At 39.7% G+C, this 23,086-nt stretch carries 20 protein-coding genes, 1 pseudogene and 1 riboswitch; of the genes and pseudogenes, 18 read left to right on the forward strand and 3 right to left on the reverse strand.

All coding sequences use genetic code 11. The annotated features are described in order from the left end of the window. Positions 1-181: 181 nt before the first annotated feature. The 8 genes from EYS05_RS12260 to EYS05_RS12300 all read left to right on the forward strand — a co-directional run bounded on the left by EYS05_RS12260 (position 182) and on the right by EYS05_RS12300 (position 6,708). Complete coding sequence (locus tag EYS05_RS12260) at positions 182-502, forward strand: SymE family type I addiction module toxin (RefSeq protein WP_138277270.1); 321 nt, start codon at positions 182-184, stop codon at positions 500-502. Positions 503-516: 14 nt separating this feature from the next. Beyond that, a complete protein-coding gene (locus tag EYS05_RS12265; protein WP_138277271.1) occupies positions 517-1,302 on the forward strand; it encodes a ParA family protein in 786 nt (261 codons plus the stop codon). Further along, on the forward strand, positions 1,292-1,768 hold the full coding sequence (locus EYS05_RS17705; RefSeq protein ID WP_138277272.1) for a ParB N-terminal domain-containing protein: 477 nt from the start codon (positions 1,292-1,294) through the stop codon (positions 1,766-1,768). Before EYS05_RS12265 ends, EYS05_RS17705 begins: the two co-directional genes overlap by 11 nt. A gap of 12 nt (positions 1,769-1,780) precedes the next feature. Continuing rightward, positions 1,781-2,074: a hypothetical protein gene (locus tag EYS05_RS17710; protein ID WP_138277273.1), complete on the forward strand. Its 294-nt coding sequence runs from the start codon at positions 1,781-1,783 to the stop codon at positions 2,072-2,074. 18 nt (positions 2,075-2,092) lie between these two features. Next, complete coding sequence (locus EYS05_RS17715) at positions 2,093-2,290, forward strand: hypothetical protein (RefSeq protein ID WP_138277274.1); 198 nt, start codon at positions 2,093-2,095, stop codon at positions 2,288-2,290. Positions 2,291-2,729: 439 nt separating this feature from the next. Then, the gene (locus EYS05_RS12290) at positions 2,730-3,881 is read left to right on the forward strand and encodes a restriction endonuclease PLD domain-containing protein (RefSeq protein WP_138277275.1); all 1,152 of its coding nucleotides are present in this window, start codon (positions 2,730-2,732) and stop codon (positions 3,879-3,881) included. An 11-nt stretch (positions 3,882-3,892) separates the two neighbouring features. Then, positions 3,893-5,743, forward strand: coding sequence for a Z1 domain-containing protein (locus EYS05_RS12295; protein ID WP_138277276.1), 1,851 nt, complete (start codon positions 3,893-3,895; stop codon positions 5,741-5,743). Continuing rightward, complete coding sequence (locus EYS05_RS12300) at positions 5,743-6,708, forward strand: restriction endonuclease PLD domain-containing protein (protein WP_138277277.1); 966 nt, start codon at positions 5,743-5,745, stop codon at positions 6,706-6,708. Before EYS05_RS12295 ends, EYS05_RS12300 begins: the two co-directional genes overlap by 1 nt. A 43-nt stretch (positions 6,709-6,751) precedes the next feature. On the opposite strand, the gene EYS05_RS12305 is transcribed toward EYS05_RS12300, so the two are convergent. Together EYS05_RS12305 and EYS05_RS12310 are read right to left on the reverse strand one after the other, a co-directional pair. Next, positions 6,752-7,804: a DNA cytosine methyltransferase gene (locus EYS05_RS12305; protein WP_138277278.1), complete on the reverse strand. Its 1,053-nt coding sequence runs from the start codon at positions 7,802-7,804 to the stop codon at positions 6,752-6,754. 11 nt (positions 7,805-7,815) lie between these two features. Beyond that, positions 7,816-8,154: a helix-turn-helix domain-containing protein gene (locus EYS05_RS12310; protein WP_117496744.1), complete on the reverse strand. Its 339-nt coding sequence runs from the start codon at positions 8,152-8,154 to the stop codon at positions 7,816-7,818. Positions 8,155-8,360: 206 nt separating this feature from the next. On the opposite strand from EYS05_RS12310, the gene EYS05_RS12315 reads away from it, so the two are divergent. From EYS05_RS12315 to EYS05_RS12325, 3 genes and pseudogenes are all read left to right on the forward strand, one after another. Then, the gene (locus EYS05_RS12315) at positions 8,361-9,143 is read left to right on the forward strand and encodes an HNH endonuclease (protein ID WP_138277279.1); all 783 of its coding nucleotides are present in this window, start codon (positions 8,361-8,363) and stop codon (positions 9,141-9,143) included. Positions 9,144-9,148: 5 nt separating this feature from the next. Continuing rightward, positions 9,149-9,605, forward strand: a pseudogene (locus EYS05_RS18090) (very short patch repair endonuclease). A 107-nt stretch (positions 9,606-9,712) separates the two neighbouring features. After that, positions 9,713-11,407 (forward strand): AIPR family protein, encoded by a 1,695-nt coding sequence (locus tag EYS05_RS12325; RefSeq protein ID WP_138277280.1) that lies wholly within the window; start codon positions 9,713-9,715, stop codon positions 11,405-11,407. A 53-nt stretch (positions 11,408-11,460) separates the two neighbouring features. Here the strand turns inward: EYS05_RS12325 and EYS05_RS12330 are convergent, their stop codons facing one another. After that, a complete protein-coding gene (locus EYS05_RS12330) occupies positions 11,461-11,952 on the reverse strand; it encodes a hypothetical protein (protein WP_138277281.1) in 492 nt (163 codons plus the stop codon). Positions 11,953-12,712: 760 nt separating this feature from the next. Next, positions 12,713-12,803: riboswitch (cyclic di-GMP riboswitch) on the forward strand. Positions 12,804-13,035: 232 nt separating this feature from the next. Between EYS05_RS12330 and EYS05_RS12335 the strand changes: the two genes are divergently transcribed. From EYS05_RS12335 to EYS05_RS12365, 7 genes are all read left to right on the forward strand, one after another. Further along, positions 13,036-16,242, forward strand: a complete 3,207-nt coding sequence (locus tag EYS05_RS12335) for a hybrid sensor histidine kinase/response regulator (protein WP_118513358.1) — start codon at positions 13,036-13,038, stop codon at positions 16,240-16,242. 484 nt (positions 16,243-16,726) lie between these two features. Further along, positions 16,727-17,827: a glycerol dehydrogenase gene (locus EYS05_RS12340; protein ID WP_138277282.1), complete on the forward strand. Its 1,101-nt coding sequence runs from the start codon at positions 16,727-16,729 to the stop codon at positions 17,825-17,827. 160 nt (positions 17,828-17,987) lie between these two features. Beyond that, positions 17,988-18,923, forward strand: a complete 936-nt coding sequence (locus EYS05_RS17720; RefSeq protein WP_243119100.1) for a helix-turn-helix domain-containing protein — start codon at positions 17,988-17,990, stop codon at positions 18,921-18,923. An 87-nt stretch (positions 18,924-19,010) separates the two neighbouring features. After that, positions 19,011-19,523 carry a hypothetical protein gene (locus EYS05_RS12350; protein WP_138277283.1) on the forward strand — a complete coding sequence of 171 codons (513 nt, stop codon included), beginning with the start codon at positions 19,011-19,013 and terminating at the stop codon, positions 19,521-19,523. A gap of 320 nt (positions 19,524-19,843) precedes the next feature. Further along, a complete protein-coding gene (locus EYS05_RS12355) occupies positions 19,844-21,133 on the forward strand; it encodes an ABC transporter substrate-binding protein (protein ID WP_138277284.1) in 1,290 nt (429 codons plus the stop codon). A gap of 90 nt (positions 21,134-21,223) precedes the next feature. Further along, the gene (locus EYS05_RS12360) at positions 21,224-22,123 is read left to right on the forward strand and encodes a carbohydrate ABC transporter permease (RefSeq protein WP_022426329.1); all 900 of its coding nucleotides are present in this window, start codon (positions 21,224-21,226) and stop codon (positions 22,121-22,123) included. Continuing rightward, the gene (locus tag EYS05_RS12365; RefSeq protein WP_174235849.1) at positions 22,116-22,946 is read left to right on the forward strand and encodes a carbohydrate ABC transporter permease; all 831 of its coding nucleotides are present in this window, start codon (positions 22,116-22,118) and stop codon (positions 22,944-22,946) included. Before EYS05_RS12360 ends, EYS05_RS12365 begins: the two co-directional genes overlap by 8 nt. Positions 22,947-23,086: the final 140 nt, after the last annotated feature.

Genomic DNA, 23,086 nt, shown 5'->3' on the forward strand with positions numbered 1-23,086 from the left:
AACTCAGCGTGGATATGGATGATTACTATCGTATTAAAGATGGTAAAGAGCCTAAATAAAACCAAATAATACACTGAAACAAAGCAAGACAGAAGCTGTTGATGCGTTAGAAGATAACGTGTCAGCGGCTTTTTCTTTTTATCTGAAAATCTATTAGTCAAATCTGAAAGGAGTCAATTCTATGGCAAAGAAAAATGTAAGAAATATGAAGGTTTGTGGACAGAGCGGTTATAAATATGAGACGGTTCCGACAATTACATTAAAAGGAAAATGGCTGGAAGAACTTGGATTTCATCTTGGAGATTATGTACAGGTGAAATGTGAAAATGGTCAGCTGATTATCACACCGGATGTGAATAAAGCACAGGAGCAGGAAGCAAAAACAGCATTTATGGATGAGGAGATTAAGAAACTGAAAATCAGATACCAGAATGAAAAAGAAGAAATTACTGCAAAATATGTGGCGGAGCAGAGTGCCGGCTGTTATGGAAAGAAAGCATGAGAGGGGGAGAGAGTATGGCAAGGATTATTATGTGCGGATCATTTAAAGGGGGAGTTGGCAAGACTGCCAGCTCCTGGAACCTGGCTTATTCACTGGCTGAGATGGGAAAAAGGGTTCTGGCTGTTGATTTTGACAGCCAGGCAAATCAGACTACCAGCTTCGGAATTGAAGATCCTGCGGCTGTACCGGTGACGATTGGACATCTGATGATGAATCGGCTGGAAGATGAGGAAGTGCCGGATCCGTCAGAATTTATTCAGAGCAGAAACGGTGTGGACTTTATTCCATCATCCATGATGCTTTCGGCAGTGGACAGTAAGCTACGGATGGAAATGGGTTCAGAGAAGATGCTGGTCGGCATTCTGGAGCCACTGAGAGGGCTGTATGACTATATTATTGTAGACACCTGTCCATCGCTCGGAACATTGACGATTAACGCACTGACGGCGGCTGATGAGGTGATTATTGCTGTCAATCCACAGCTTCTGGCAATGATGGGATTGCAGGATTTTATCCGGACAGTGAAGAAAGTCAGAAGCAGACTGAATGACCGCCTGCAGATTGCAGGGATTCTGCTGACTATGTGTGATGCCAGAACAAATCTCTGCAAGGTAATCACAGAACAGCTGACGGATACTTTTGATGGACAGATCCGGATTTTTAAGAACATCATACCAAACACAGTAAAGGTGGGAGAATCAATTTATTACAGTGAGCCGCTTCTGGAGTATGCACCGGAGAATAAGGCTTGTAAAGCATACCGAAATCTGGCAGAGGAGGTGGTTGGGGATGAAAGCTAATGCACCAAAAAGAAAAGTATTTCAGGACGCACTGGATCTTCTTGCTGAGGATCCGGTGAAGGATACGCCAGTGGCTGTGAATGGGATTGTTTCTATTCCTGTTGAGGAAATCCATCCGTTTCATGATCATCCATTCCGGCTGTATGAGGGAGACCGCCTCGAAGATATGGTACAGAGCATCAGGGAGCATGGTGTGCTGAATCCGGTGATCGTGAGGAAGGCTGCAAGGGGATATGAGATGCTTGCAGGGCATAACAGAACCAATGCGGCAAAGATAGCAGGATTGACGGAGGTGCCGGCGATAGTGAAGACGGATCTGTCTGATGAGGATGCTTATGTGTACGTGATCGAGACAAACCTGTTGCAGAGATCCTTTGCGGAACTGCTTCCATCAGAGAAGGCGGCAGTGCTGGTGGCACGTTATGAAAAAATAAGCAGTCAGGGGAAACGGAATGATATCCGGTAGGAAATTGAGGCTTTGGAAAAAACCTGTGGACACGATGTCCACAAGTCCAGACAGAGAACCTGTGGACATGATGTCCACAAGTCACAGAAGAGCCGTGATGGACTTGGTGAGGAATATGGAATGACTGGAAGGAATATTGCCAGATATATGAGACTGGACCGGCTGATTCCGGAATTTAAGGATGCAGTAGATAAGGGGACACTGGCAATGGTAGTTGCTGTTGATTTGTCTTATCTGAATGTGAAGATGCAGAAGATGATCCAGCAGGTGGCAGAGGCTGAGGGAAAGAAACTGAAACCGAAGTAGGCAGTGGAACTGCGGAAGATGGGAAAGGAGATTACGAAAGAGACGGTTGAGAGTGTTCTGGCGTGTAAAGAAAAGAAGAAGCCGCAGAGTGTGTCAGTGAAACTGCCGGTGGAATTGTATGAGAAGTATTTTGCACAGATGGATGCCGGAGCAGTGCAGGAGATTATGGAGAAGGCATTGGAAGGGTATTTTGGAAAGGAGGCAACAGGTGTTTAGCAGAGAAGATCTTGAATGTCTGGATCCGGGGTATTTTGAGATTATTTATATGGATGACCGGGATGTAACCATCATGTCCCCGGAATACAAGGCATATGTGGTATATACATAATCCAGAATATCCATTGATGGGATCCTGTATCATATTTCATAAGCATAAGGTGTCCCATCCGTATCATCAGCATGGCCGCAGTAATACACTGCGGCAGGCTGTGCGGAGCATTAAGAAACATGATAAATGGCAGTTGGGTGGAAGAAAGATTACAAATTGATATAGTTTGGAAAGGTGTTATCAGAAATGGTAGCGTCTTTTTTATGTTTGGTGTATATCTTTGAAAACAATTTACTATACAAATTGAAAATACATTTATGTCCTAGCATTATCAGCTGTTTTGCAGTAAAATTGAATAATACATTAAGAGTTTATAGGGGGTGCAGGATGGAATTATTATATTCAAATATTCTGCCATTAGGAACAGAGGATGATCAGGAAACAATAATGGACTGCTTTAATGAACAGATGAAAATAGCTGACAGAGTCGAAATCGCAGTTGGATATACTTCTAATGCATCACTTGCCGAATTAGACAGGCTTGTGGATAAATGTGGTATTTCTAAAGTTTGCTTAAATATAGGGATGTATTTTATTGAAGGTATGCCAGAAGGAGCATATCATACAGCAATAAAAATCAATGAAAAGTGGCAGAAATCAGATATTGGTGAGATTCGAGTTATAAAGGCATTCAAGTATCATGGAAAACTGTTTTGCTTTTATAAAGACGGAAAACCATTTTCGGCAATTATCGGATCTGCAAATCTTGGAGTTATCAAATTGGAAGCAAGCAATAGAAGGCAGTACGAGATGTCTGCTATTACAACAACTGAACAGGAAGTGGCGGAGATTGCAGAACACATTGAGAAGTTGAAAATGCAAAACTGCTCAGAGAATATTGCGCTTGTAAAGAATATGCCGCTTGTGAGAGAAGTTAATACTGCATTAAATGGAATAGAACTGGTTACATCTGTACCAAAATCAAATGTGGAGTTTTATGAAAGATGTAAAGCGTATGTTTCATTCTTTCTGAAACTGAAAGTTCCTAAGAAAGATGAGCGTCATTTGGATGATGGAAAGCATTATACAAAGTCAAATATTAATGTCTGTTATGCAGCACCGCGAAGTAAGAGAAAGGCAAGAGACTGGTATGAAACTCAGCTGACAGTTGGCGCAGATGTGTACCGTATGGAAGGTTATCCAGAGAAGAATAAACCATTTTTTGTAGTGACAGATGATGGATATTGGTTCAAAGCACATACAACAAGTGATAATAATAAACAGTTTAGTGCAGTTGGCGATGAATTGATAATGGGAAGATGGCTGAAAGGAAGGCTGGCAGCGGCAGGTATAGTAAAGCCAGTAAATAATACGGCAGTTGATACGGATCGCCTGGGAATGATTACAGAAGAAATGCTTCAGGAATATGGATGTGACAGGCTGGAATTTAAGAAAACAGGTCAGACTGCATTGGATGAAGATGGAAATCCGCTGGATGTCTGGATGCTTTCATTTACAGCTGGATCCGAAGATGAATAGGAGAAAAGTATATGCAGTATTTGAAAACCTACCTTAAAAAAATAACTGATAGAGGAAATACAAAACTTGCAGAATCTATTGAAAAAACAGCAAATGATGTTGGAAATAAGCATATAAAAACATTTTCTTTTTCCAGTCATGAAATTGGTCTGTTGCTGGGAAATGTTCAATCCGGTAAAACTGGACAGATGTTTGGAATTATATGCAAGGCGGCAGATTTAGGATTTCCGGTATTTGTTTTACTGACCACAGACAATGTTGTTCTTCAGCAGCAGACTCTGGATCGAGTAAAAACAGATCTTGATGGATTCTGTATTTGCGGAGAAAATGATGCGGCACTTTTCAATGAAAACAGTCTGATGGATCCTGTAATTATTGTATTAAAGAAGAATGTGCGGATGCTGAAATTGTGGGCGAATATTCTTAATTCAACAGGTTTTATGAAAGGAAATCCGCTGTTCATCATTGATGATGAGGCTGATGCGGCTTCATTAAATACGTTGGTCAACAGAAACTGGCAGTCTTCAATTAATAAATATCTGGACAGCATAAAAAATGGTGCATCAAGCAGTTTATATCTGCAGGTGACAGGAACGCCGCAGGCAATCTTTTTACAGACGCTTGCATCTGGATGGCATCCATATTTTACATATTATTTTCAGCCGGGAGATGCTTATCTTGGAGGTGATTTTTTCTTCCCTTCAAGTGGAAAGCCGGACTGTGTATCATTTTTGGAAAAGCTTAAAATGCCTATGAGAGAAGTGGTTGTAAGACATCTGTTGGTGTCTGCTCAGATTCTTTTGTCAGGCGGTAAAGTATCTAACTGCTTGTTTCATCCGAGCGTAAGGGTAGCTGTACATAAGAAGATTGAAGGAGATATACAGAAGGAACTAAAATGGTGTATTGAAAATCTTGATGCAGAATTAAAGAATGAATTAAGCAGACAGTACGCAGATATGAATCCGTCAAGATCTCAAAAGTGTTCTTTGGAAGACTTGTATGCTAAAGTTAAAGAAATATTAACTGGAAATCAGTTCAGAGTTCTTGTTATGAATGGAAAAAATGATGTGGAGAGTTCAGATTATGAAGCTGGCTGCAATTTCGTTGTTGGCGGAAATACATTGGGCCGTGGCGTAACATTTCCGGGATTACAGACTATTTACTATACGAGAACGAGTAAAAAACCGCAGGCAGATACAATGTGGCAGCACAGCAGGATGTTTGGATATGATCGTGATCCGGGCATGATGAAGGTTTACATTGATGAAAATCTGTATAAATTGTTTGCAGATATAAACGCTACCAATAATTCTATAATTGCACAGGTTGAAAAGGGCATTGAGGATGTGAAGATATATTATCCAGAGGGGCTTAATCCAACACGTAAAAATGTATTGGATAATGACCACGTGGAAATTATTTCAGGAGGAACAAATTATTATCCGTTTAATCCTGATAATGATTCTATTGAAGATATATCAAAACTTCTGGAGGCATTTTCTGAAACAGAGCCGTATTATCAGGTGAGTCTTCGTCTAATGAAAGAAATATTGGCACATATTATTCCGAGTCCTGATTTTAAACTCCAGGCATTTTGCTCTGTTATAGATACTATTTTGTCAGAGCATCCGACAGGACAGGGAATTTTGATTATACGCCGGGAAAGAAATGTTGCTCAGGGTACAGGTGCATTGTTGTCACCTAATGATTGGCAGCTGGGTGGAACTTTTACAGATAAAGTGGTTCTGACAATGTATCAGATAACTGGAACAAAAGGATGGGGCGGAAAGAAACTCTGGGTTCCGAATATAAAATTGCCGAGTAATACAATGTATTATGATGTCATTGAGGAGGATGCTTGATGAGCGGTGATTTAAAATATCCGGATGGAATTGCAGGAAAAATTCTGTTTGATCCAATAAAAGAGGGCGTAGACAGGCTGTGTATTTTAACAGCAGAAGCTACACCGAGTATGGCTTCATGGCTGCTAAAAAGCTATGAGGAACTTGGAATTTCCGATGTGACAGTTAAATTGATTATCGGTGATACTTTGAATAAGGGAATAGATAAAGGATCTCATGAAAGTTTTAAGGAACTGCATGGAACCAGATATTCAGATACATGGGGGAATTTTTCATGTAGTTATTTGACATATCCGCCAGCATTTGAAAATAGCAGCTATTATATTTGGTTGAATGGAGACACACCGGTAAGGGCGTATAAGATTTCAGGACCTTTTACGCAGCAATATCTTTTGCATGATGATAAAGAGAATGTAAATGAGACGGATGCTGTTCGGGCGTATGGAATATATACAGATGCCGAGAAAAGGACGATGTATTGTACATATGCAGAAGTAGATGAATATGTTGTTTTGCGGTCAGCAGAAGATACGACAAGGGAACAAATGGAAACAGATGCTGAGAATTGTGTGCATTTGTCACTCTTGGCACGAGGCGGAGAAACTGGAACTAGATCTGGATTAAACTGGGGACAGAGGAATAAAAGAAACAGAAATGAGGCTTATATTCCGTTGCCATCGCATATTGCGAAATCTGGATTTTTCCCGTTGGATAAACAGCATTTTTTAGTAGTTACAGATGATCATCACACGTTACAGCTGAGAGTAGAACAGCAGAATGATAAAGCAATTACTACTCCTGCCAGTAATGCGTTGTTGGGAGAATATTTTAGAAACCGGCTTGGATTATGCAATGGAGCATATGTCAAAAAAGATGATCTTTTGGCGTATGGAAGAACAGATGTGACTTTTTACAAGATAGATGAAGAACAGTACTATATGGACTTTTCTGTTGAAGAAAAGTGATGAATAATAAAAAGCCGGAAGCTGCTAAACTTCCGACTTTTTGTTATTCATTGATATTAGCTTCGACAGATGGATAATCAATATCTGCGAAACTTTTAAGAATCGCTTCAAAGATTATCTGAGCTCCACGACAAGGAACTGCCATTCCAATCTGTTTACGTACACTTTCCTTGGTTCCCTGAAATTCATAAGTATCTGGGAATGTCTGGAGTCTGGCACGTTCGCGGTTGGTTAATGCTCTTGGTTCTTCCCAGTGGTAAATGTGGGTTCCGCCGCCGCCGCTTCCGGTTACTGTATAAGATGGCTTTTCTGGATCCAGTCTTTTGTAAATCTGGCTGATTCGGGCACCTTTAATGTTAAGCTGTAATTCAGGCGGAAGATCCGCTGTAAATGCATTTTCACCAGGACGAATATGTCTGAGACGTTCAACTACGGTCGCTGACTGTCGCGTAGCTTCATTGTTTGGTGCATCTGCAGGGATTGGCGGGTTTTGAATAGCATTTCTGCATGTGTTGTCTATCTCACTATATGGTTCAGGAGAAGGGACGTGATAGGTTACATTAATGTCATTGCGGATGCCGACAATAATAATTCTATGACGTGCCTGAGGAATACCATATTCTTCAAATTTATAAAGATGCGGAGTAATCGTGTATCCGGCATCACGGAGTTCTGTTAAGATTTTGGTGAAAGCCGTGCCGTCGTTAGCATTACGCAAACCACCAACATTTTCCGCAAGAAACCATTGTGGTTTAAATCTTTTCAGAGCTGTTACTCCGTAAGAATATAATGGTCCATATACACCGTCCATTCCTTTCTGTTCTCCTACAACGCTGTAATCATTACAGGGGAAGCCGAAGGCCAGGGCGTCGATTGGTGCCAGCTTGCTCATATCGAATTTACGGATATCTTCATGGTAAACTGTTTGTGGTGCATCAGGGCAGATATTGTGCCGGTATGTTTCGCAAGTATTTGCATCATAATCATTGGCCCATTGATGTACAATTGAATAATCGGAATTGCCTATATCAGCGTGGGTAGCTCCCCATGCAATTCCGCCTGGACCACAAAATAATTCTCCTAATCTGTATTGCATAAGTAGCCTCCTTAATCGTTCAGACAGGTCTTTTCCTGTGTTTTGATAAAGTTAACGAACAGTTGAACTGTATTGAGTTGTTGCTCATTCAGATCTTCCAGTCCGCTGATCAATAATGGTGGATGAATATCATTTTCTGATATGTACCCAGCACTAAGCAAAACCTCAAATGGGTGAAAATTTAATGCCTTTGCAATTTTACAAAGATGTTCCCAGCTTGGTTTCTTGCGGGTACCGTTTTCAATTTTTAATATTTCAGTGTCGCTGATTCCAGTTGCGGAACTTAATTTTTTTAAAGATAATCCGGAAGATTCTCTTTTGGATTTTATAAATTGGCCTAAATTGGGCATACTCTCACCTCTTGTGAAAGTATATCACGCACGCTGCCTAATGTCAATGAAAAAATTAACAAAATGCTGCCAAAAAGCAGCGAAAATATGAACTGTAAGAACTTATGCGATTAAAAAATAACTGGCTGTAAAAATGTGATATAGTGTATAGTGAGTGTAAGAAATAAATCAAAATTGGAAAAGCACGTTAAGATAAGGAAGATAATATGGCAAATCGGAATGGAGTAAAATGGAGCCGGGAAGAAACGATTTTAGCATATGAATTGTATTGTCGAACACCATTTAGTAAAATTAGCCAGTCAAATCCAGAAATAAAAAAGCTTGCAGAACTTTTAGGTAGAACGCCTGGATCTGTAGGATTAAAGATGCATAATTTAGCGCATTATGATCCGGAATTAAAAAAAAGAAATGTTACAGCAATGGCACATGGCAGTAAACTGGATGGAGAAATATTTAGCGAATTTTGCAATGATTGGACAGAACTATCATATCAGGCTCAGGAAATTCGAGCAAGAATGCAAAATGTAGAAGTTAGGGAAATTATTGATGTGGGAGATATTGATGATATTCCACCGGGAGAATATAAAGAGCGAGTAATGAAGAAGCGTGTTGGACAATATTTTTTCAGAATGGCTGTTTTAAGCTCATACGGAAATAAATGCTGTATAACAGGAATGTCAAAATCATCTTTGTTAATTGCGAGTCATATTAAACCTTGGAATGTTTGTGATGAAAAAACTGAAAGAACAAATCCATGTAATGGATTGTGTTTAAATTCATTACATGATAAGGCCTTTGATAGAGGTTTAATAACGTTAGACAGTAAATTAAGGCTGATAGTTTCTAAAGAAATGAAAAATGCTGAAATGGATAAGCAAACAAGAGATTGGTTCTATGGGTATGAAGGTACACAAATCAATCTTCCAGATAAATTTTTGCCCGGTAAATCATTTCTTGAATATCACAATGATGTAGTCTTTTTGGGGTAATTGATATGGATAATTTGACACCGGATCAAAGAAAGAAGAATATGCAACACATTCGTTCAGATAATACGAAGATAGAAACAATACTACGGAAAGCACTGTGGGATAAAGGGTACAGATATAGAAAGAACTATAAAGAGCTTCCTGGAAAACCGGATATTGTTCTTACAAAGTATAAAATTGCTATTTTTTGTGATGGTGAATTTTTTCATGGGAAAGACTGGGAAGTTTTAAAACCAAGACTTGAAAAAGGGAATAATAGTGAATACTGGTTAGCGAAGATTTCCAGAAATAGAGAGAGATGATGAGATTAATAAGAAATTGCTGTTTATGGGTTGGACGGTGATTAGATTCTGGGGAAAGGATATTAAGAAGAATACAGATGAGTGTGTACGTGTTGTTGAAGAGACGATTTTTGATTTGAAAATCAGAAATGATGAATCTGAATATATGAAAGAAGAATGAGGCGTGTTGCTGTAAGTTGGCGTTTGTATTATAATTGCTATAACTGAAAAGGACTTATGTGGATAAAATAATGTGATTCTTAGTGAACATACGAGAAAGGATAATTTATGGATAGAATTGTACAGAGCTATATGGATTCTTTTTTAAAATCGCAGGATATAGTTGAAAAAAATCAAAGCAAACAATTTGAAATGTTTTCTTCATATTGCGCTATAGAACAAATGTATTCAGAAAATTTTAACCCGATAGATGTTGTAATAGGAGATGGTGATGATTGTGGAATAGATGCAATTGCAATATTAGTGAATGGATTGCTGATTACATCAAAAGAGGAAATAGATGATTTGCTTGAGATTAATAAGAAATTATCCGAAATAAATTTTGTTTTTGTACAGGCAAAAACATCATCAAATTTTGACTATGGTGATATGGGAACTTTTGGAACTGGAGTAAAAGATTTCTTTTCAGACAGTCCACAAATGCGAAGAAATGAGGCTATAATTGAAAAAAGTAAAATCGTTGAATATATTTTTTCAAAGGCTACATATATAAAGAAGAAACCTGTATGTTATTTGTATTATATAACCACAGGAAAATGGGTTAATGATCAGAATTGCGTGGGGAGAATGGAGCTTGTCAAAAGTGACTTATTAGACTTGAATATTTTTAGCAATGTAGTATATATTCCGGTTGGTGCTGATTTATTGCAGAAATATTATAGAAACACAATAGATGTGATTGAAACAGAAATAGAATTTAGTAATAAAATTCTTTTGCCAGAAATACCTGGAGTTACTCAGTCGTATTTAGGATATATTGATAGTGAATCTTATTTGAAACTTATTACAGGAGAAAATGGAGAAATACGTAAAAGTGTGTTTTATGACAATGTAAGGGATTTTCAGGGAGATAATCCCGTAAATCATGAAATGTCTGAATCGTTAAGAACAGATTCACAAAAATTCGTTCTTCTTAATAATGGTGTGACTGTAATATGTAAGGAATTGTCGAATATAGGAAATAAATTTACATTGACAGATTATCAGATTGTTAATGGATGTCAAACTAGTCATGTTATATTTAATAATAAAGATGATATAATAAATGGATTGCAGTTACCGATAAAATTAATAGAAACAGAAGATGATGAAACTGTAAACAGAATAATAAAGGCAACAAACCGTCAAACAGAGGTATCTGATGAACAGTTAATAGCATTAAACGAATTTCATAGAAAATTGGAAGCATTTTATGGAACATTTACGGGAGCCAATCGCCTCTATTACGAGAGAAGGTCCAAGCAATATAATTATGGAACAGATATTGAAAAAGTGCGTATTGTTTCTATAAGTACTCAAATTAAAGCGGTTGCATCTATGTTTTACGATAAACCACATTTAGCTAGTAGATATTATGGTCGTTTGTTAAAAGCAATAGATGGAATTTTTAATGAGGGACATCAGCTATTGCCATATTATACTTGTGCATTTACATTATATCGTTTGGAATTTCTATTTAGAAATAAAAGCATTCCTGCGCAATATAGAAAATTTAAATATTTTATATTAATGCTGATTAAATACGATTTAGCTGATGATAAAATTCCTGAAATGAATGCAAATAAGATGAATAAGTTTTGCGAGAAAATTTTAGTTATAGCATCGGATAATTCGAAATTAACAGACGAAGTAAATAAATTAACGCAATTAATTGATAAGCATGTAACAGATATCACTAGTGCAGAATCTACTAAAACAGCTACTTTGGTAGAAAATTTGAAAACGGAATTTGTAATTAAATGATGAAAGAATAAATCCACCTGTCGATAAGTTGAAACAGGTGGATTTTTTTCTGTTTAAATATTATCAATTGTCTGCAAATATTCCTTAAAAATTGGCCTAAGTGTCTGTACCCAGCCGTAGAGCGTTCGCTGTGGCTTATGCAGGATTGCAGAGGCTTCTTTTAGGGTAAATTCTTGTCCTAGGAGTTTAATTAATTCTATATATCTGTTATACTTGGGATAGTTCTTTTGAATGTAGCTGATCCATCCGGTGAGTAGTTCCTGGTAGTGGTCAGTATAGTTGATGTCACGGGTGGACACTGGCTCGTAGGAATCGGTGTTTCCGTCATTATCCGTGACGGATAATGTTGAAAAGCAGGTTTTTCCTTTCAGAAGATTGAACTTATTGTTGTACGGACAGGCAGTACAGCTGTTAGATAAGGTTTTGGGCTGCCCGTTGTCCGGAGTGTATGAGGGGTTGGGGATTCTGATGAGGCAGAATCTTGCTTTTCCGTTTTGACCGCTGACGATACAGCGGTTTTCTATTCTGTAATGATGCTCCTGCATCCATTGTTCTCGTTTGAAAACATCATAGGCTTTTTATTGACTTCCAGTTTGAGGGCGGGAACCATTTTGCCTTCTATGCACATCTTAGAGAGCATGGCGCGGATCTGTCCTGATCAGAACAGGACTGAAATTGGCGGATGCCTTCTTCATCTGTTTCAAAGAGTACAAAATATTTCTTTTCGTCGGCTGTTTCCTGGGATTTTTTTGCCATAGGGGACTCCTTTCGTGACGATTGCCGAAAGGGGGATGCACATGGCAGTGCCGGATCTCGGATAGAAGAGGCGAAAAAAGCGCACAAAAAAAGAGGTCAGGCACAGGAATTTCTGACGGGTCTGTTAGGACAGATCAGAAAATATGTGCATCCTCCTGCTTTTGCGCGCTTGGATTAAAGCAATCAGATTTATTTGTTGTAGAGAAGAATAAATTATACAATTTTTAATTGTCATCATAGTAGAATTAAGTTCTGCGATAGCAAAGTTTTAATACATAGATATGCAAATCATTCATTTTGGGACTTCAATGAAGGTTGTGCGCTCATGTCAAATGAAATAGTAAGTCATTATCGGATAAAGATATTCAGTTGATGACATTGAGCTTGAACTCTTCCTGATACAAGCAGGTCCTCACCCACTGCTTATTGCTTTTCGCAACCTCCACAGGGGAGTTACTTGATTCGGTTAAAATATATGTAAATTTTCCACCAAAATATTATTGACGTAAGAAAAACCACATGGTATTTTATTTTTGGAAAAAATGAAAATTATTTTAAAGGCAAACCTGTTGAAAGGCAGGGCCGCAAAGCCAGAAGGGACTAAAGTCAGAAAGTTTGACCATGTCAGCCGGTTGCCACTGTTTCCATATCATCATAATATATGGAAAAGATGTTTGAACAGGAGAGATTCCGATACCTTTTATACTATATAGATGTGTGATTTTAAAGAATATAGTAGGGACACTGGCAGATTTTGGCAGATGTCCTTTTTGTATGCAAAAATGGGTAACAAAACTAGCAGGGACAGGTTTTCTGTATACAGATAAAAGCAGGATGAAGAAGGCATAAGACGGAGAGAGGACTTTTATAAAATGAAAAATTATGAAGACAAAATATATTCCTTAGGTGAGACTGTAACGGGGCAGACACAGGCCATGTCACAGGCCGTACAGAAAACACTGGAAAATAATGGCGGGGTAGGTATAATGACAGGATCTTATGACCAAAACCTGTCTATTTTGTCTGTGGATAATCTGCTGTTGCATAGTACAGGATATACATTCGATACTTTCATGGAACAGACAAAAGGCTCATTGAGAAACTTCTTTTATGACGAGGAAGATATACTGGAGCGAGACCGTTTTTTGCAGCTTCACGGAACAGGGGAAGCACAGATCCTTGCAGCAGACGGTACAGTGAATAATGTACGGCTTTGTAAAGAGGATGCGACAGATGAGGCGGGCAGACAGATCTGGGTTATGTCCGTACAGGTCAACTGGGATCATATAAATTTGGCACTGCTCAATGAGGCTATCTGTTCCGGCTTCTGGTATTTTGACTGTGACGAAAACAGTGAGATTGTGAATGCAAACTGGAGTCATGAATTTCGAAAAATGCTTGGCTATCATGACACCCTGGACTTTCCGAATAAACTGGAATCCTGGTCAGATCTTCTGCATCCACAGGATAAAGAAAGAGTAATGGTGCAGCTTCAGGCGGCAATTAAGGATAAGACGAACCAGATAAAATACCAGGTAGAGTATCGTATGAGAATGAAGGATAATCAATACCAGTGGTTTCGGGCATCGGCAGAAGTAATACGCCGTCTGGATGGTTCTGCCAGCAGGATTGCCGGGATTTTTATTAACATTGATGGGGAGAAAAAAGAAATCATGCAGGCACAAAAATCTGCTGCTTTCCACCGGGCTTTTACGAAAGCAGATTTGTGCGAGTATTATGTGAATCTGGAAGCGAATACTTTTGATACCTTTAAGGTTGAACCGTCCCTGATGACCGTCTTTGAACAGAGTCATACGTGGGATGAATTGATCCGGCATTTTGTGGATTCCTATGTTGTGGAGACAGATAAGAAGGCGGTATCCTCTTTTTACGACCGTGGTTATATTGCAGAAAGGCTGAAGGGGCTGGAAACCGAATTGGCTTTAGAGTGCCGTATCACTCTGAATGGAGAAGAACGATGGGTCCGCAATGTGGTCATACGTGGCGAAATAGAGGATTCAGAATATGCCATGATCTTTCTGCGTGATATCACAGAGACAAAGGTAGAGAGCGCACGGCATCTGCAGATGGCAGCAGATAATGCTTCCATGGAGCAGCTGATCCAGAGCATAGTGCGTCTGGTTGACCGCTTTGTTGTCTGTGATCTGGAAAATGACAGATATGAATTCTACAATCTGAATGGACAGATGATATATAAACCTCTGGGATTTTATCATGATTTTCAGATGCAGGTTCTTGAAAAATATAAGACACTGGAACCATTGGAAGCTATAGATATCCTGATAGCCCCGGATAATATTCGGAAAAAACTGAAAAGTGAAAATGATATTTATAAGTTTGAGTATTGCAGCCTGGATGAAAAGACTTATAAAATCGCTTCTTATATTCCCTTGGAATGGAAGAATGGAAAGCTGGAAAAGGTATTGCTGGCATCCATGGATGTGACACAGGAGAAGAAAGCAGAGATTGAATCCCGTCAGGCACTGAAAGAGGCTTACCGGTCCGCAGAAAATGCAAATCGTGCGAAAACAGAATTCCTTTCCAATATGTCCCATGATATCCGGACACCAATGAATGCGATTGTGGGTCTGACAGCAATCGCAGGAGCAAATGTTGAGAGCCAGGACAGAGTCATTGAATGCCTCGGCAAGATCACAGAATCAAGCCGCCATCTGCTGGGGCTGATCAATGAAGTATTGGATATGGCACGCATTGAAAGTGGAAAAATGACACTGGCACAGGAAGATTTCAATCTGTCAGAGCTGGTAGATAATCTTATTACACTTACGAAACCGGTGCTTGATGAACATAAACATAATTTTGATATACACATCAATCATATTGAACATGAGGCTGTCTGTGGTGACAGCTTGAGGATTCAGCAGGTATTTGTGAATCTGATGAGTAATGCGATCAAGTATACACCGGATGGCGGGAATATTATTTTTTCCATAGAGGAAAAGCCAAATGGATTTTCAGAACTTGGATGCTATGAATTTACGATTGAGGATAATGGGATCGGTATGTCACCGGAATTCCAGAAAATCATGTTTGAGCCGTTCAGCCGCGCGGATGACCACCGGACAACCAGAGTCCAGGGAACTGGTCTGGGAATGGCAATCAGCAGAAATATTGTGAACCTGATGAATGGCACTATTAAAGTGGACAGTACCTTGCACAAGGGAACTAAAATCACAGTAACAATTTATCTGGAGCTTCAGGAAAAAGAAAAAGAACAGGACAGAGATCTGATGAATCTGCCGGTCCTGGTTGTGGATGATGATAGGACATGCTGTGAAAGTACAGTTGCAACATTAAAGGAAATCGGTATTATGGGTGAATGGGTTCTCTCTGGCAGGGAAGCGGTTGAGCGCTGTTATGCACGGCATGAGTTGAAAGATGATTACTTTGCTGTTATTTTAGACTGGAAGATGCCGGAGATGGATGGTATAGAAACTGCCAGACAGATCCGGAAACGGATAGGAAAAGAGATCCCCATCATTGTACTGACATCCTATGAATTCAGCGAAATTGAAGAAGAAGCAAAGGCTGCAGGTGTAGATGCTTTTATTGCAAAACCGCTGTTCCGTTCCAGGCTGACGGCAACACTGCGGCAGTTTACTTCAGGAAGAAAAGAAAAAACAGCAAGAAATTATCTGGAGAAGCTGTCAGAATCAGACTACACGGGAAAAAGGATTCTGCTGGTTGAGGATAATGAGTTGAACAGAGAAATTGCTGGTGAAATTTTGCAGATGACAGGTGCAAAAGTGGAAACGGCAGAAAATGGGAAAATTGCAGTTGAAAAAGTGGAAGCTTCTCCGGAAGGATTGTATGATCTTGTTTTTATGGATATCCAAATGCCTGTCATGAATGGTTATGAGGCAACTGCAGCAATCAGGAGCCTTCCGGGTGAAAAGGGAAAACTGCCTATTGTTGCCATGACTGCCAATGCTTTTGCAGAAGATGTACAGCTGGCCAAAAATACAGGCATGAATGGACATATCGCGAAACCGCTGGATATGAATAAGCTGAATGATGTTCTGGAAAGCTGGCTGTAACTGATTTTCATGTGATCACAAAGTATATTACTAGGAACAGAGCAAACAGACAGAAAATTTTGAATCAGAATGAAGGATTTACAGTGAGTACTTCGTATGATTCCAGAAATAGCAGTTACAAGCGCCAATATACAGTAAAAGATGGAAAATTGCATATTCAGGAAGTATGCCAAATATCATAAAACACTGCACTTTGATCAAATCAATTAATTCCCCTGAAACATACCATGTTCCTTATATAGAAGTCGTAAGCTGTAAATTCCAAAACGATGCAAATTTGGGTGGCACTGCAATGTTTTCTGACATATGCAGGATAGTAGATTGACTGGGAGAAAAAGAAAATTGCTTAACAGCTTTTCAGATCAGGTGATGCTGTATAAATCCTCAAATACTCCTTGCAATAAAAAAATACAGCAATTATAATATAAATACAAAAGCCGGATGCGGAGGCTGACTTCTGAAAACAAAGAAAGGAAATATAAAAATGGCGAAAATTTTAATCAGCCCGTCCAAATATTTACAGGGCGCGGGAGAAATGAAGAATCTTGGAACTTATGCTGCAAAGAGCGGAAAAAAAGCGTTGGTTCTGATCAGTAAAGGCGGATATAAAAGAATTGGCAAAACGATCGAAGAGAGCTTTGCTGAGAGTTCCTGTGAGGTGGTTTTTGATTATTTTAACGGTGAATGCTGTAACAGTGAGATCGATCGTCTGGTAAAGATCGTAAAAGATGAGCAGTGTGATCTTACCATTGGTATTGGTGGAGGAAAGATCTTTGATACAGCGAAGGCAGTTGCATATTATGCGGGAACACCGGTATTTATTTGTCCGACGATCGCATCTACAGATGCCCCTTGCAGTGCTTTGTCTGTTATTTATACAGAAGAAGGAGTTTTTGAAAAATATCTGTTTCTTCCGGCAAATCCGAATCTTGTTCTGATGGATACAGATATCATCGCCAAATCACCGGTTCGTCTTACTGTGGCTGGTATGGGAGATGCACTGGCAACATATTTTGAGGCAAGGGCATGCAAGAGAAGCGGCGCGACTTCCTGTGCGGGAGGTAAGACAACAGAGGCTGCAATGGCACTGGCTGAACTTTGCTTTAATACCTTGATGGATGAGGGTGTAAAAGCTAAGATAGCTCTGGAAGCAGGAGTATGCACACCGGCAGTTGAGAAAGTGATTGAGGCTAATACACTTCTTTCTGGAATTGGTTTTGAAAGTGCAGGACTTGCAGGTGCACATGCGATCCATAACGGATTTACTGTACTGGAAGAATGCCATCATATGTATCATGGAGAAAAAGTCGCATTCGGAACCATCACACAGCTGGTACTGGAGAATATTCCTCAGGAAGATCTGGAAGAGATCATCTTATGGTGCATTGAAGTAGGACTTCCTGTTACTCTGGCAGAGCTTGGAGCTGGGAAGGTAACTGACGAGCAGCTTATGGAAGTTGCCAGAACTGCATGTGCGGAGAATGATACACTTCACAACATGCCATTTGAAGTTACACCGGAAACTGTATTTGCAACAATTAAAGCGGCAGATGCATATGGAAAATATTACCTGGACGAGGAATAAACAGATAAAAAGCAACTAGCTGATATAAATAAAATTGCAATCTGCAGAAACAAGAGTTATTAATTATTGTTATCCTGCAGGTTGCTTTTTTTTATGTATGGCTGTAATATAACAGAAAGATCAGTAAATATCGGAACAGAAAACATACGGAGGAATATTTGTGGCAAAAAAACGAAAACCCAAAATGGAGCTGCGATATTATAAGATGCCGGAGGGGAGTCCCATCCTTGCATTGCTCGGACAGAAGTGGGTCCAGAATTATGGGAACGATATCGATTATCTCCATTTTCATAATTATCTGGAAATCGGGTTCTGCTATGAAGGACAGGGATTTATGATACTGGGAGAGGATAAGGTACAGTTTCATGACCGGATATTTTCGGTGATCCCAGCCAATTATCCACATACCACAAACAGTGATATTGGAACTATCAGCCGCTGGGAGTATCTTTTTATTGATGTAGAAGGATTCCTGGATAAATTTATTAATAATTCAGTAAAAAGAGAAAAAATCGTTCAGCGGATCAACTCCAGATCGCTTTTTCTGAATGAAAAAGAAAACCGATCCATGGCAGGTAAGATCCTTAAGATTCTGGATATCATGCGGGATGGAGAGGAATTTTATCTGGAAGAAGCTAAGGGAGTTTTGGCATCGCTTCTTGTGGAAATCGCAAGGATAAACCGGGATTCAGGCGAAGAACGTTACAGCGAAGGCAGAGGGAAAGTCATGGATATGATCTCCAGGTCCCAGGATTATATTTCTGATCATTACATGGAGGATATTCGTATTGACGAACTGGCAGAATACTGTCATATCAGTGAAACTCATTTGCGCCGGATATTTACGACTTACATGAAGATGAGCCCGCTGGAATATATCAATACGATCCGTATTCAGGCGGCCTGTGATTATCTGAAAAAAACAGATCAGCCAATTGCAGATATAGCACATAAGTGTGGTTTTACCACCAATTCCACATTTAACCGGAATTTTCGCCAGGTTACGGGAATGACACCTCTGGAGTGGAGAAAACGTCCGGAGAACTATGAACAGCAGCTTCTTAAGTTTGACATCCATTCAGAGGAAGGCTGGTAAAACAACAAAACCAGATATGTGGATCTGACACGACAGAATAGAAATATCAGACTGTATGCGGATCAGGCAGATAGAAAGAGGTAAGAAATGTACGATTACAGGATTGTGGAGCAGGTCTCCAGAAAAAAAAAACATATGTCAGGAGCTCTCAGAAAAGTAATGGTGATCTTTGCGGCAATTTTTGTACTGATGGGTATCACGATCTCTCAGGCATTCATGCTTCCGGGATTTCTTCTGGCATTGCTTTATTTTGTTTATGACATATTCAGCCAGAGAGACTATGAATATACCATGGAAAACGGACAACTGACTATAGATGTGATCTATGGCAAAAAATATCGCAAAACAGCTCACGTGCTGAATCTTGAGGAAATGGAAGTGACCGTACCTCACTATCATGAAAAAGTGGCAAAATATAAAAAGAATACCGGAACGGAGAAACTGAAAAAATACGATTATACTTCTTATGAAGATGATGTACCTTACTATACAATGATCATCCGGGAAAATGGACGCAAAATAAAACTTCTTCTTGATCTGACGGAGGAAATGCTGCATACGATGAAAACACAGTTTCCTGAAAAGGTTTATTTTGCATAATACATTCAAATGTTTGTGAAAAATGTATGAAAAACAATATGAAATTTTATGAAATAGAAACAAAAACCTTCTTTTTTGACGAAAAATGTTCGTATAATGTCGAAAAAGGAGGCTTTTTTTTTGCGTTCTGACGAACGCGAAAAGAGATAATCCTCAAAGTGCATATTTTTTATGGAAATACAGCGTGATAATAGTGCATAATCGATAAAATGGTTGAAATTGCATATTATATGAACGGTTCTGCAAACTATGGCCGGAATGCGGATGCTATAATCTACTCATAAGCAAACGGGAAGTGCTTAATAAAGGAGGAAAAGTAAATGAAGAAAAAATTACTCGCAATGTTAATGACAGGTATCATGGTAATGTCTTTTGCCGCAACAACTACAGCAGTATATGCAAAGGGTGATGACGACAACACGTTGACTGTATGGGCATGGGACCAGAATTTCAATATTAAGTCTATGAACATTGCCGGTGAGCAGTATGCAAAGGATCACGAGGGATTTAAGGTTGATGTTGTTGAGACATCTTCCGATGACTGCCAGACCAAGCTTACAACAGCTGCAAACGCCGGAGATTACAGTACACTTCCGGATATCGTCCTGATGCAGGATAACAGCTATCAGAAATATCTGAAGAGTTATCCAGACGCATTCACAGATCTGAAAGATATGGATATCAACTGGGATGATTTCGGAAAACTGAAACAGTCCTACTCTATGGTAGATGACACACATTACGGAGTTCCGTTTGATAACGGTGCAGCAATTGCCTGCTATCGTACAGATATTCTGAAAGAAGCAGGATATACCATTGATGACCTTACAGATATCACATGGAGCAAATTCATGGAGATCGGTAAAGACGTTCATGAAAAAACCGGTAAATATCTCCTTACAAGTGAAGCAACAGGCGGCGATACTCTGATGATGATGATCCAGTCCTGTGGAGCAAACTTCGTAAATGATGACGGAGAGGCTTATATCGTTGGCAATGATGTAGCAGAAAAATGTGTAGATCTTTATGTGGATCTTGTAAAGAACAATGTTGTTAAATTAGTAAATAACTGGGATGAGTATATCTCCACGATCACAGGCGGAGAGGCTGCCGGTATCGTTAACGGTAACTGGATCACAGCTACGCTGATGGGAACAGAGGATCAGAAGGGGCTGTGGCAGATCACAACAATGCCGAAGGTTGACGGCGTTGATACAGCTACAAACTATGCAAACAACGGTGGATCTTCCTGGTACATTACATCCAACTGCAAGAATGTAGAGCTTGCTGAGGACTTCCTTGCAAGCACATTTGGTTCCAGCACAGACTTCTATGATGCAATCCTTCCGGAGACAGGTGCGATTTCCTGCTACCTGCCGGCTGGTGAGTCTGAGGTTTACAATGAGCCAAGCGAGTTCTTCAATAACCAGCCGATCTTCTCAACAATTGTAGAGTACTCTTCACATATTCCGGAATTCACAAAAACTCCTTATCATTATGAGGCAAGAGAGTGCATCAATACAGCTGTTGTCAATATCGTAAATGGTACAGACAAAGAATCTGCACTTCAGGAGGCACAGGATACACTGGCATTCAAGATGACAGAGTAAAGCTGAAATATTAATGAAATACAGAGCAGGGGACTGCATGCAGTCCCCTGTCTTATGTAAAGGTTTAGATGTTTGAAAGGAGGAGTTCCTGTGAATTCCAAAAAAAGTGGCATGTCTCTGGTGGCGAAACAGAGAGCGGCGGGCTGGATCTTTCTGGCACCGGCAACGATCATGATCGCTGTCATGAGTTTTTATCCGATGATCCGTGCATTTATCATCTCTTTACAGACAGGTGCCGGAGCAAATATGAGGTTTGCGGATCCGATCTTCAGTAACTATAAACGTATCATGATGGATAAGGTATTCCAGCAGTCCATCGTCAATACGTTCCTGTATCTTATTATTCAGGTACCGATCATGCTGGTCCTTGCGATCCTGCTTGCACAGCTTCTGAATAACAAGGATCTGAAATTTAAAGGTTTTTTCCGCACATGTGTATTTCTTCCATGTGCAACATCTCTTGTATCTTATTCTCTGATCTTTCGTTCTATGTTTGCAACAGACGGTCTGATCAACAGCATCCTGATCAAACTTGGAATTTTAACAACTGGCTATAACTTCCTGGGTAACTCCACAAGTGCAAAGATCGTGATCATCATCGCACTGATCTGGAGATGGACAGGATATAACATGGTGTTCTATCTGGCAGGTCTTCAGAATATTGAATATTCTGTATACGAGGCAGCAAAGATCGATGGTGCCAATGGCTGGAAGACTTTCTGGAAAATTACCGTACCACTTCTGAAACCGACAATTATCATGACATTTATTATGTCGATCAATGGTACACTGCAGTTGTTTGATGAGTCTGTCAACCTGACAAAAGGTGGCCCGGCAAACTCAACCATCACAATGTCCCATTATGTTTATAATACATGCTTCATCAACGTGCCAAACTTCGGATATGCGGCAGCAATGTCATTTATCATATTTATCATGGTAGCGATCCTGGCCTTTATCAATTTGAAAGTAGGTGATACACGTGACTGAGAAAAAGAACAAATCCGCAATTCAGAGAAGATTGATCCCTACATATATTTTTCTGATCATCGTATCATTTATCTCTGTATTTCCGCTGTACTGGATGATCTCTGCGGCAACCAATACATCCACAGATGTATCCAGAGGTCGGATCCTTCCGGGTACATATTTTATGCAGAACTTTAAAAACCTGACTGCACAGCAGCCGCTGTGGAGAGCTCTTGGAAACTCTCTGTTTTATGCAGCTCTTACCACAGTGATCTGCCTTCTGATCTGTTCTATTGCAGGTTATGGCTTTGAGGTATATCATGACAGATGGAAAGACAGACTGTTTTCCATCCTGCTTCTTGCCATGATGATTCCGCAGGTTGCAACGATGGTTCCTTTATTTAAGATGTTTTCCAAAGCAGGACTCTTAAATACAGCGGTAGGTTTTATTCTCCCGATCATCTCCACACCATTTATGATCATGATGTTCCGTCAGAATGCCAGAGCATTTCCTGTTGATATCATTGAAGCAGCACGTATTGATGGATTAAGCGAGGTAAGGATCTTTTTCCAGATGTTTATTCCGACTATGAAATCTACTTATGCGGCGGCAGCAGTTATCACATTTATGAATGCATGGAATTCTTATCTGTGGCCGAAGGTAATCATGACAGATAATAAGGCGATGACAATGCCGATGCTGATCGCCAATCTGATCACAGGATATGTAACAGATTACGGTATGCTGATGTGCGGTGTATTATTCTGTTCCATTCCGACTATGATTGTATTCTTTGTATTGCAGAAACAGTTTGCGGAGGGTATTACGGGAGCTGTAAAATAATCTTAACCTAATGTGGATTGCGAATACCTGCTTGACACAAAAAGGATGCTGCTGAAATCTTTAGGTATATTGTATAATATGCTTTAACTGGATTATGTAGCATCCTTTTCTTAACCAGAGCAGTTGTCTGGGATAAAGCT

Source organism: Blautia sp. SC05B48 (assembly GCF_005848555.1).
Taxonomy (GTDB): Bacteria; Bacillota; Clostridia; order Lachnospirales; family Lachnospiraceae; genus Blautia_A.

Excerpts from the sequence above, each read along its gene's own strand:
- EYS05_RS12260 (WP_138277270.1), top strand. The coding sequence starts at position 182 with ATGGCAAAGAAAAATGTAAGAAATATGAAGGTTTGTGGACAGAGCGGT.
- EYS05_RS12265 (WP_138277271.1), top strand. The coding sequence starts at position 517 with ATGGCAAGGATTATTATGTGCGGATCATTTAAAGGGGGAGTTGGCAAG.
- EYS05_RS17705 (WP_138277272.1), top strand. The coding sequence starts at position 1,292 with ATGAAAGCTAATGCACCAAAAAGAAAAGTATTTCAGGACGCACTGGAT.
- EYS05_RS17715 (WP_138277274.1), top strand. The coding sequence starts at position 2,093 with ATGGGAAAGGAGATTACGAAAGAGACGGTTGAGAGTGTTCTGGCGTGT.
- EYS05_RS12290 (WP_138277275.1), top strand. The coding sequence starts at position 2,730 with ATGGAATTATTATATTCAAATATTCTGCCATTAGGAACAGAGGATGAT.
- EYS05_RS12295 (WP_138277276.1), top strand. The coding sequence starts at position 3,893 with ATGCAGTATTTGAAAACCTACCTTAAAAAAATAACTGATAGAGGAAAT.
- EYS05_RS12300 (WP_138277277.1), top strand. The coding sequence starts at position 5,743 with ATGAGCGGTGATTTAAAATATCCGGATGGAATTGCAGGAAAAATTCTG.
- EYS05_RS12305 (WP_138277278.1), bottom strand. The coding sequence starts at position 7,804 with ATGCAATACAGATTAGGAGAATTATTTTGTGGTCCAGGCGGAATTGCA.
- EYS05_RS12310 (WP_117496744.1), bottom strand. The coding sequence starts at position 8,154 with ATGCCCAATTTAGGCCAATTTATAAAATCCAAAAGAGAATCTTCCGGA.
- EYS05_RS12315 (WP_138277279.1), top strand. The coding sequence starts at position 8,361 with ATGGCAAATCGGAATGGAGTAAAATGGAGCCGGGAAGAAACGATTTTA.
- EYS05_RS12325 (WP_138277280.1), top strand. The coding sequence starts at position 9,713 with ATGGATAGAATTGTACAGAGCTATATGGATTCTTTTTTAAAATCGCAG.
- EYS05_RS12330 (WP_138277281.1), bottom strand. The coding sequence starts at position 11,952 with ATGCAGGAGCATCATTACAGAATAGAAAACCGCTGTATCGTCAGCGGT.
- EYS05_RS12335 (WP_118513358.1), top strand. The coding sequence starts at position 13,036 with ATGAAAAATTATGAAGACAAAATATATTCCTTAGGTGAGACTGTAACG.
- EYS05_RS12340 (WP_138277282.1), top strand. The coding sequence starts at position 16,727 with ATGGCGAAAATTTTAATCAGCCCGTCCAAATATTTACAGGGCGCGGGA.
- EYS05_RS12350 (WP_138277283.1), top strand. The coding sequence starts at position 19,011 with ATGTACGATTACAGGATTGTGGAGCAGGTCTCCAGAAAAAAAAAACAT.
- EYS05_RS12355 (WP_138277284.1), top strand. The coding sequence starts at position 19,844 with ATGAAGAAAAAATTACTCGCAATGTTAATGACAGGTATCATGGTAATG.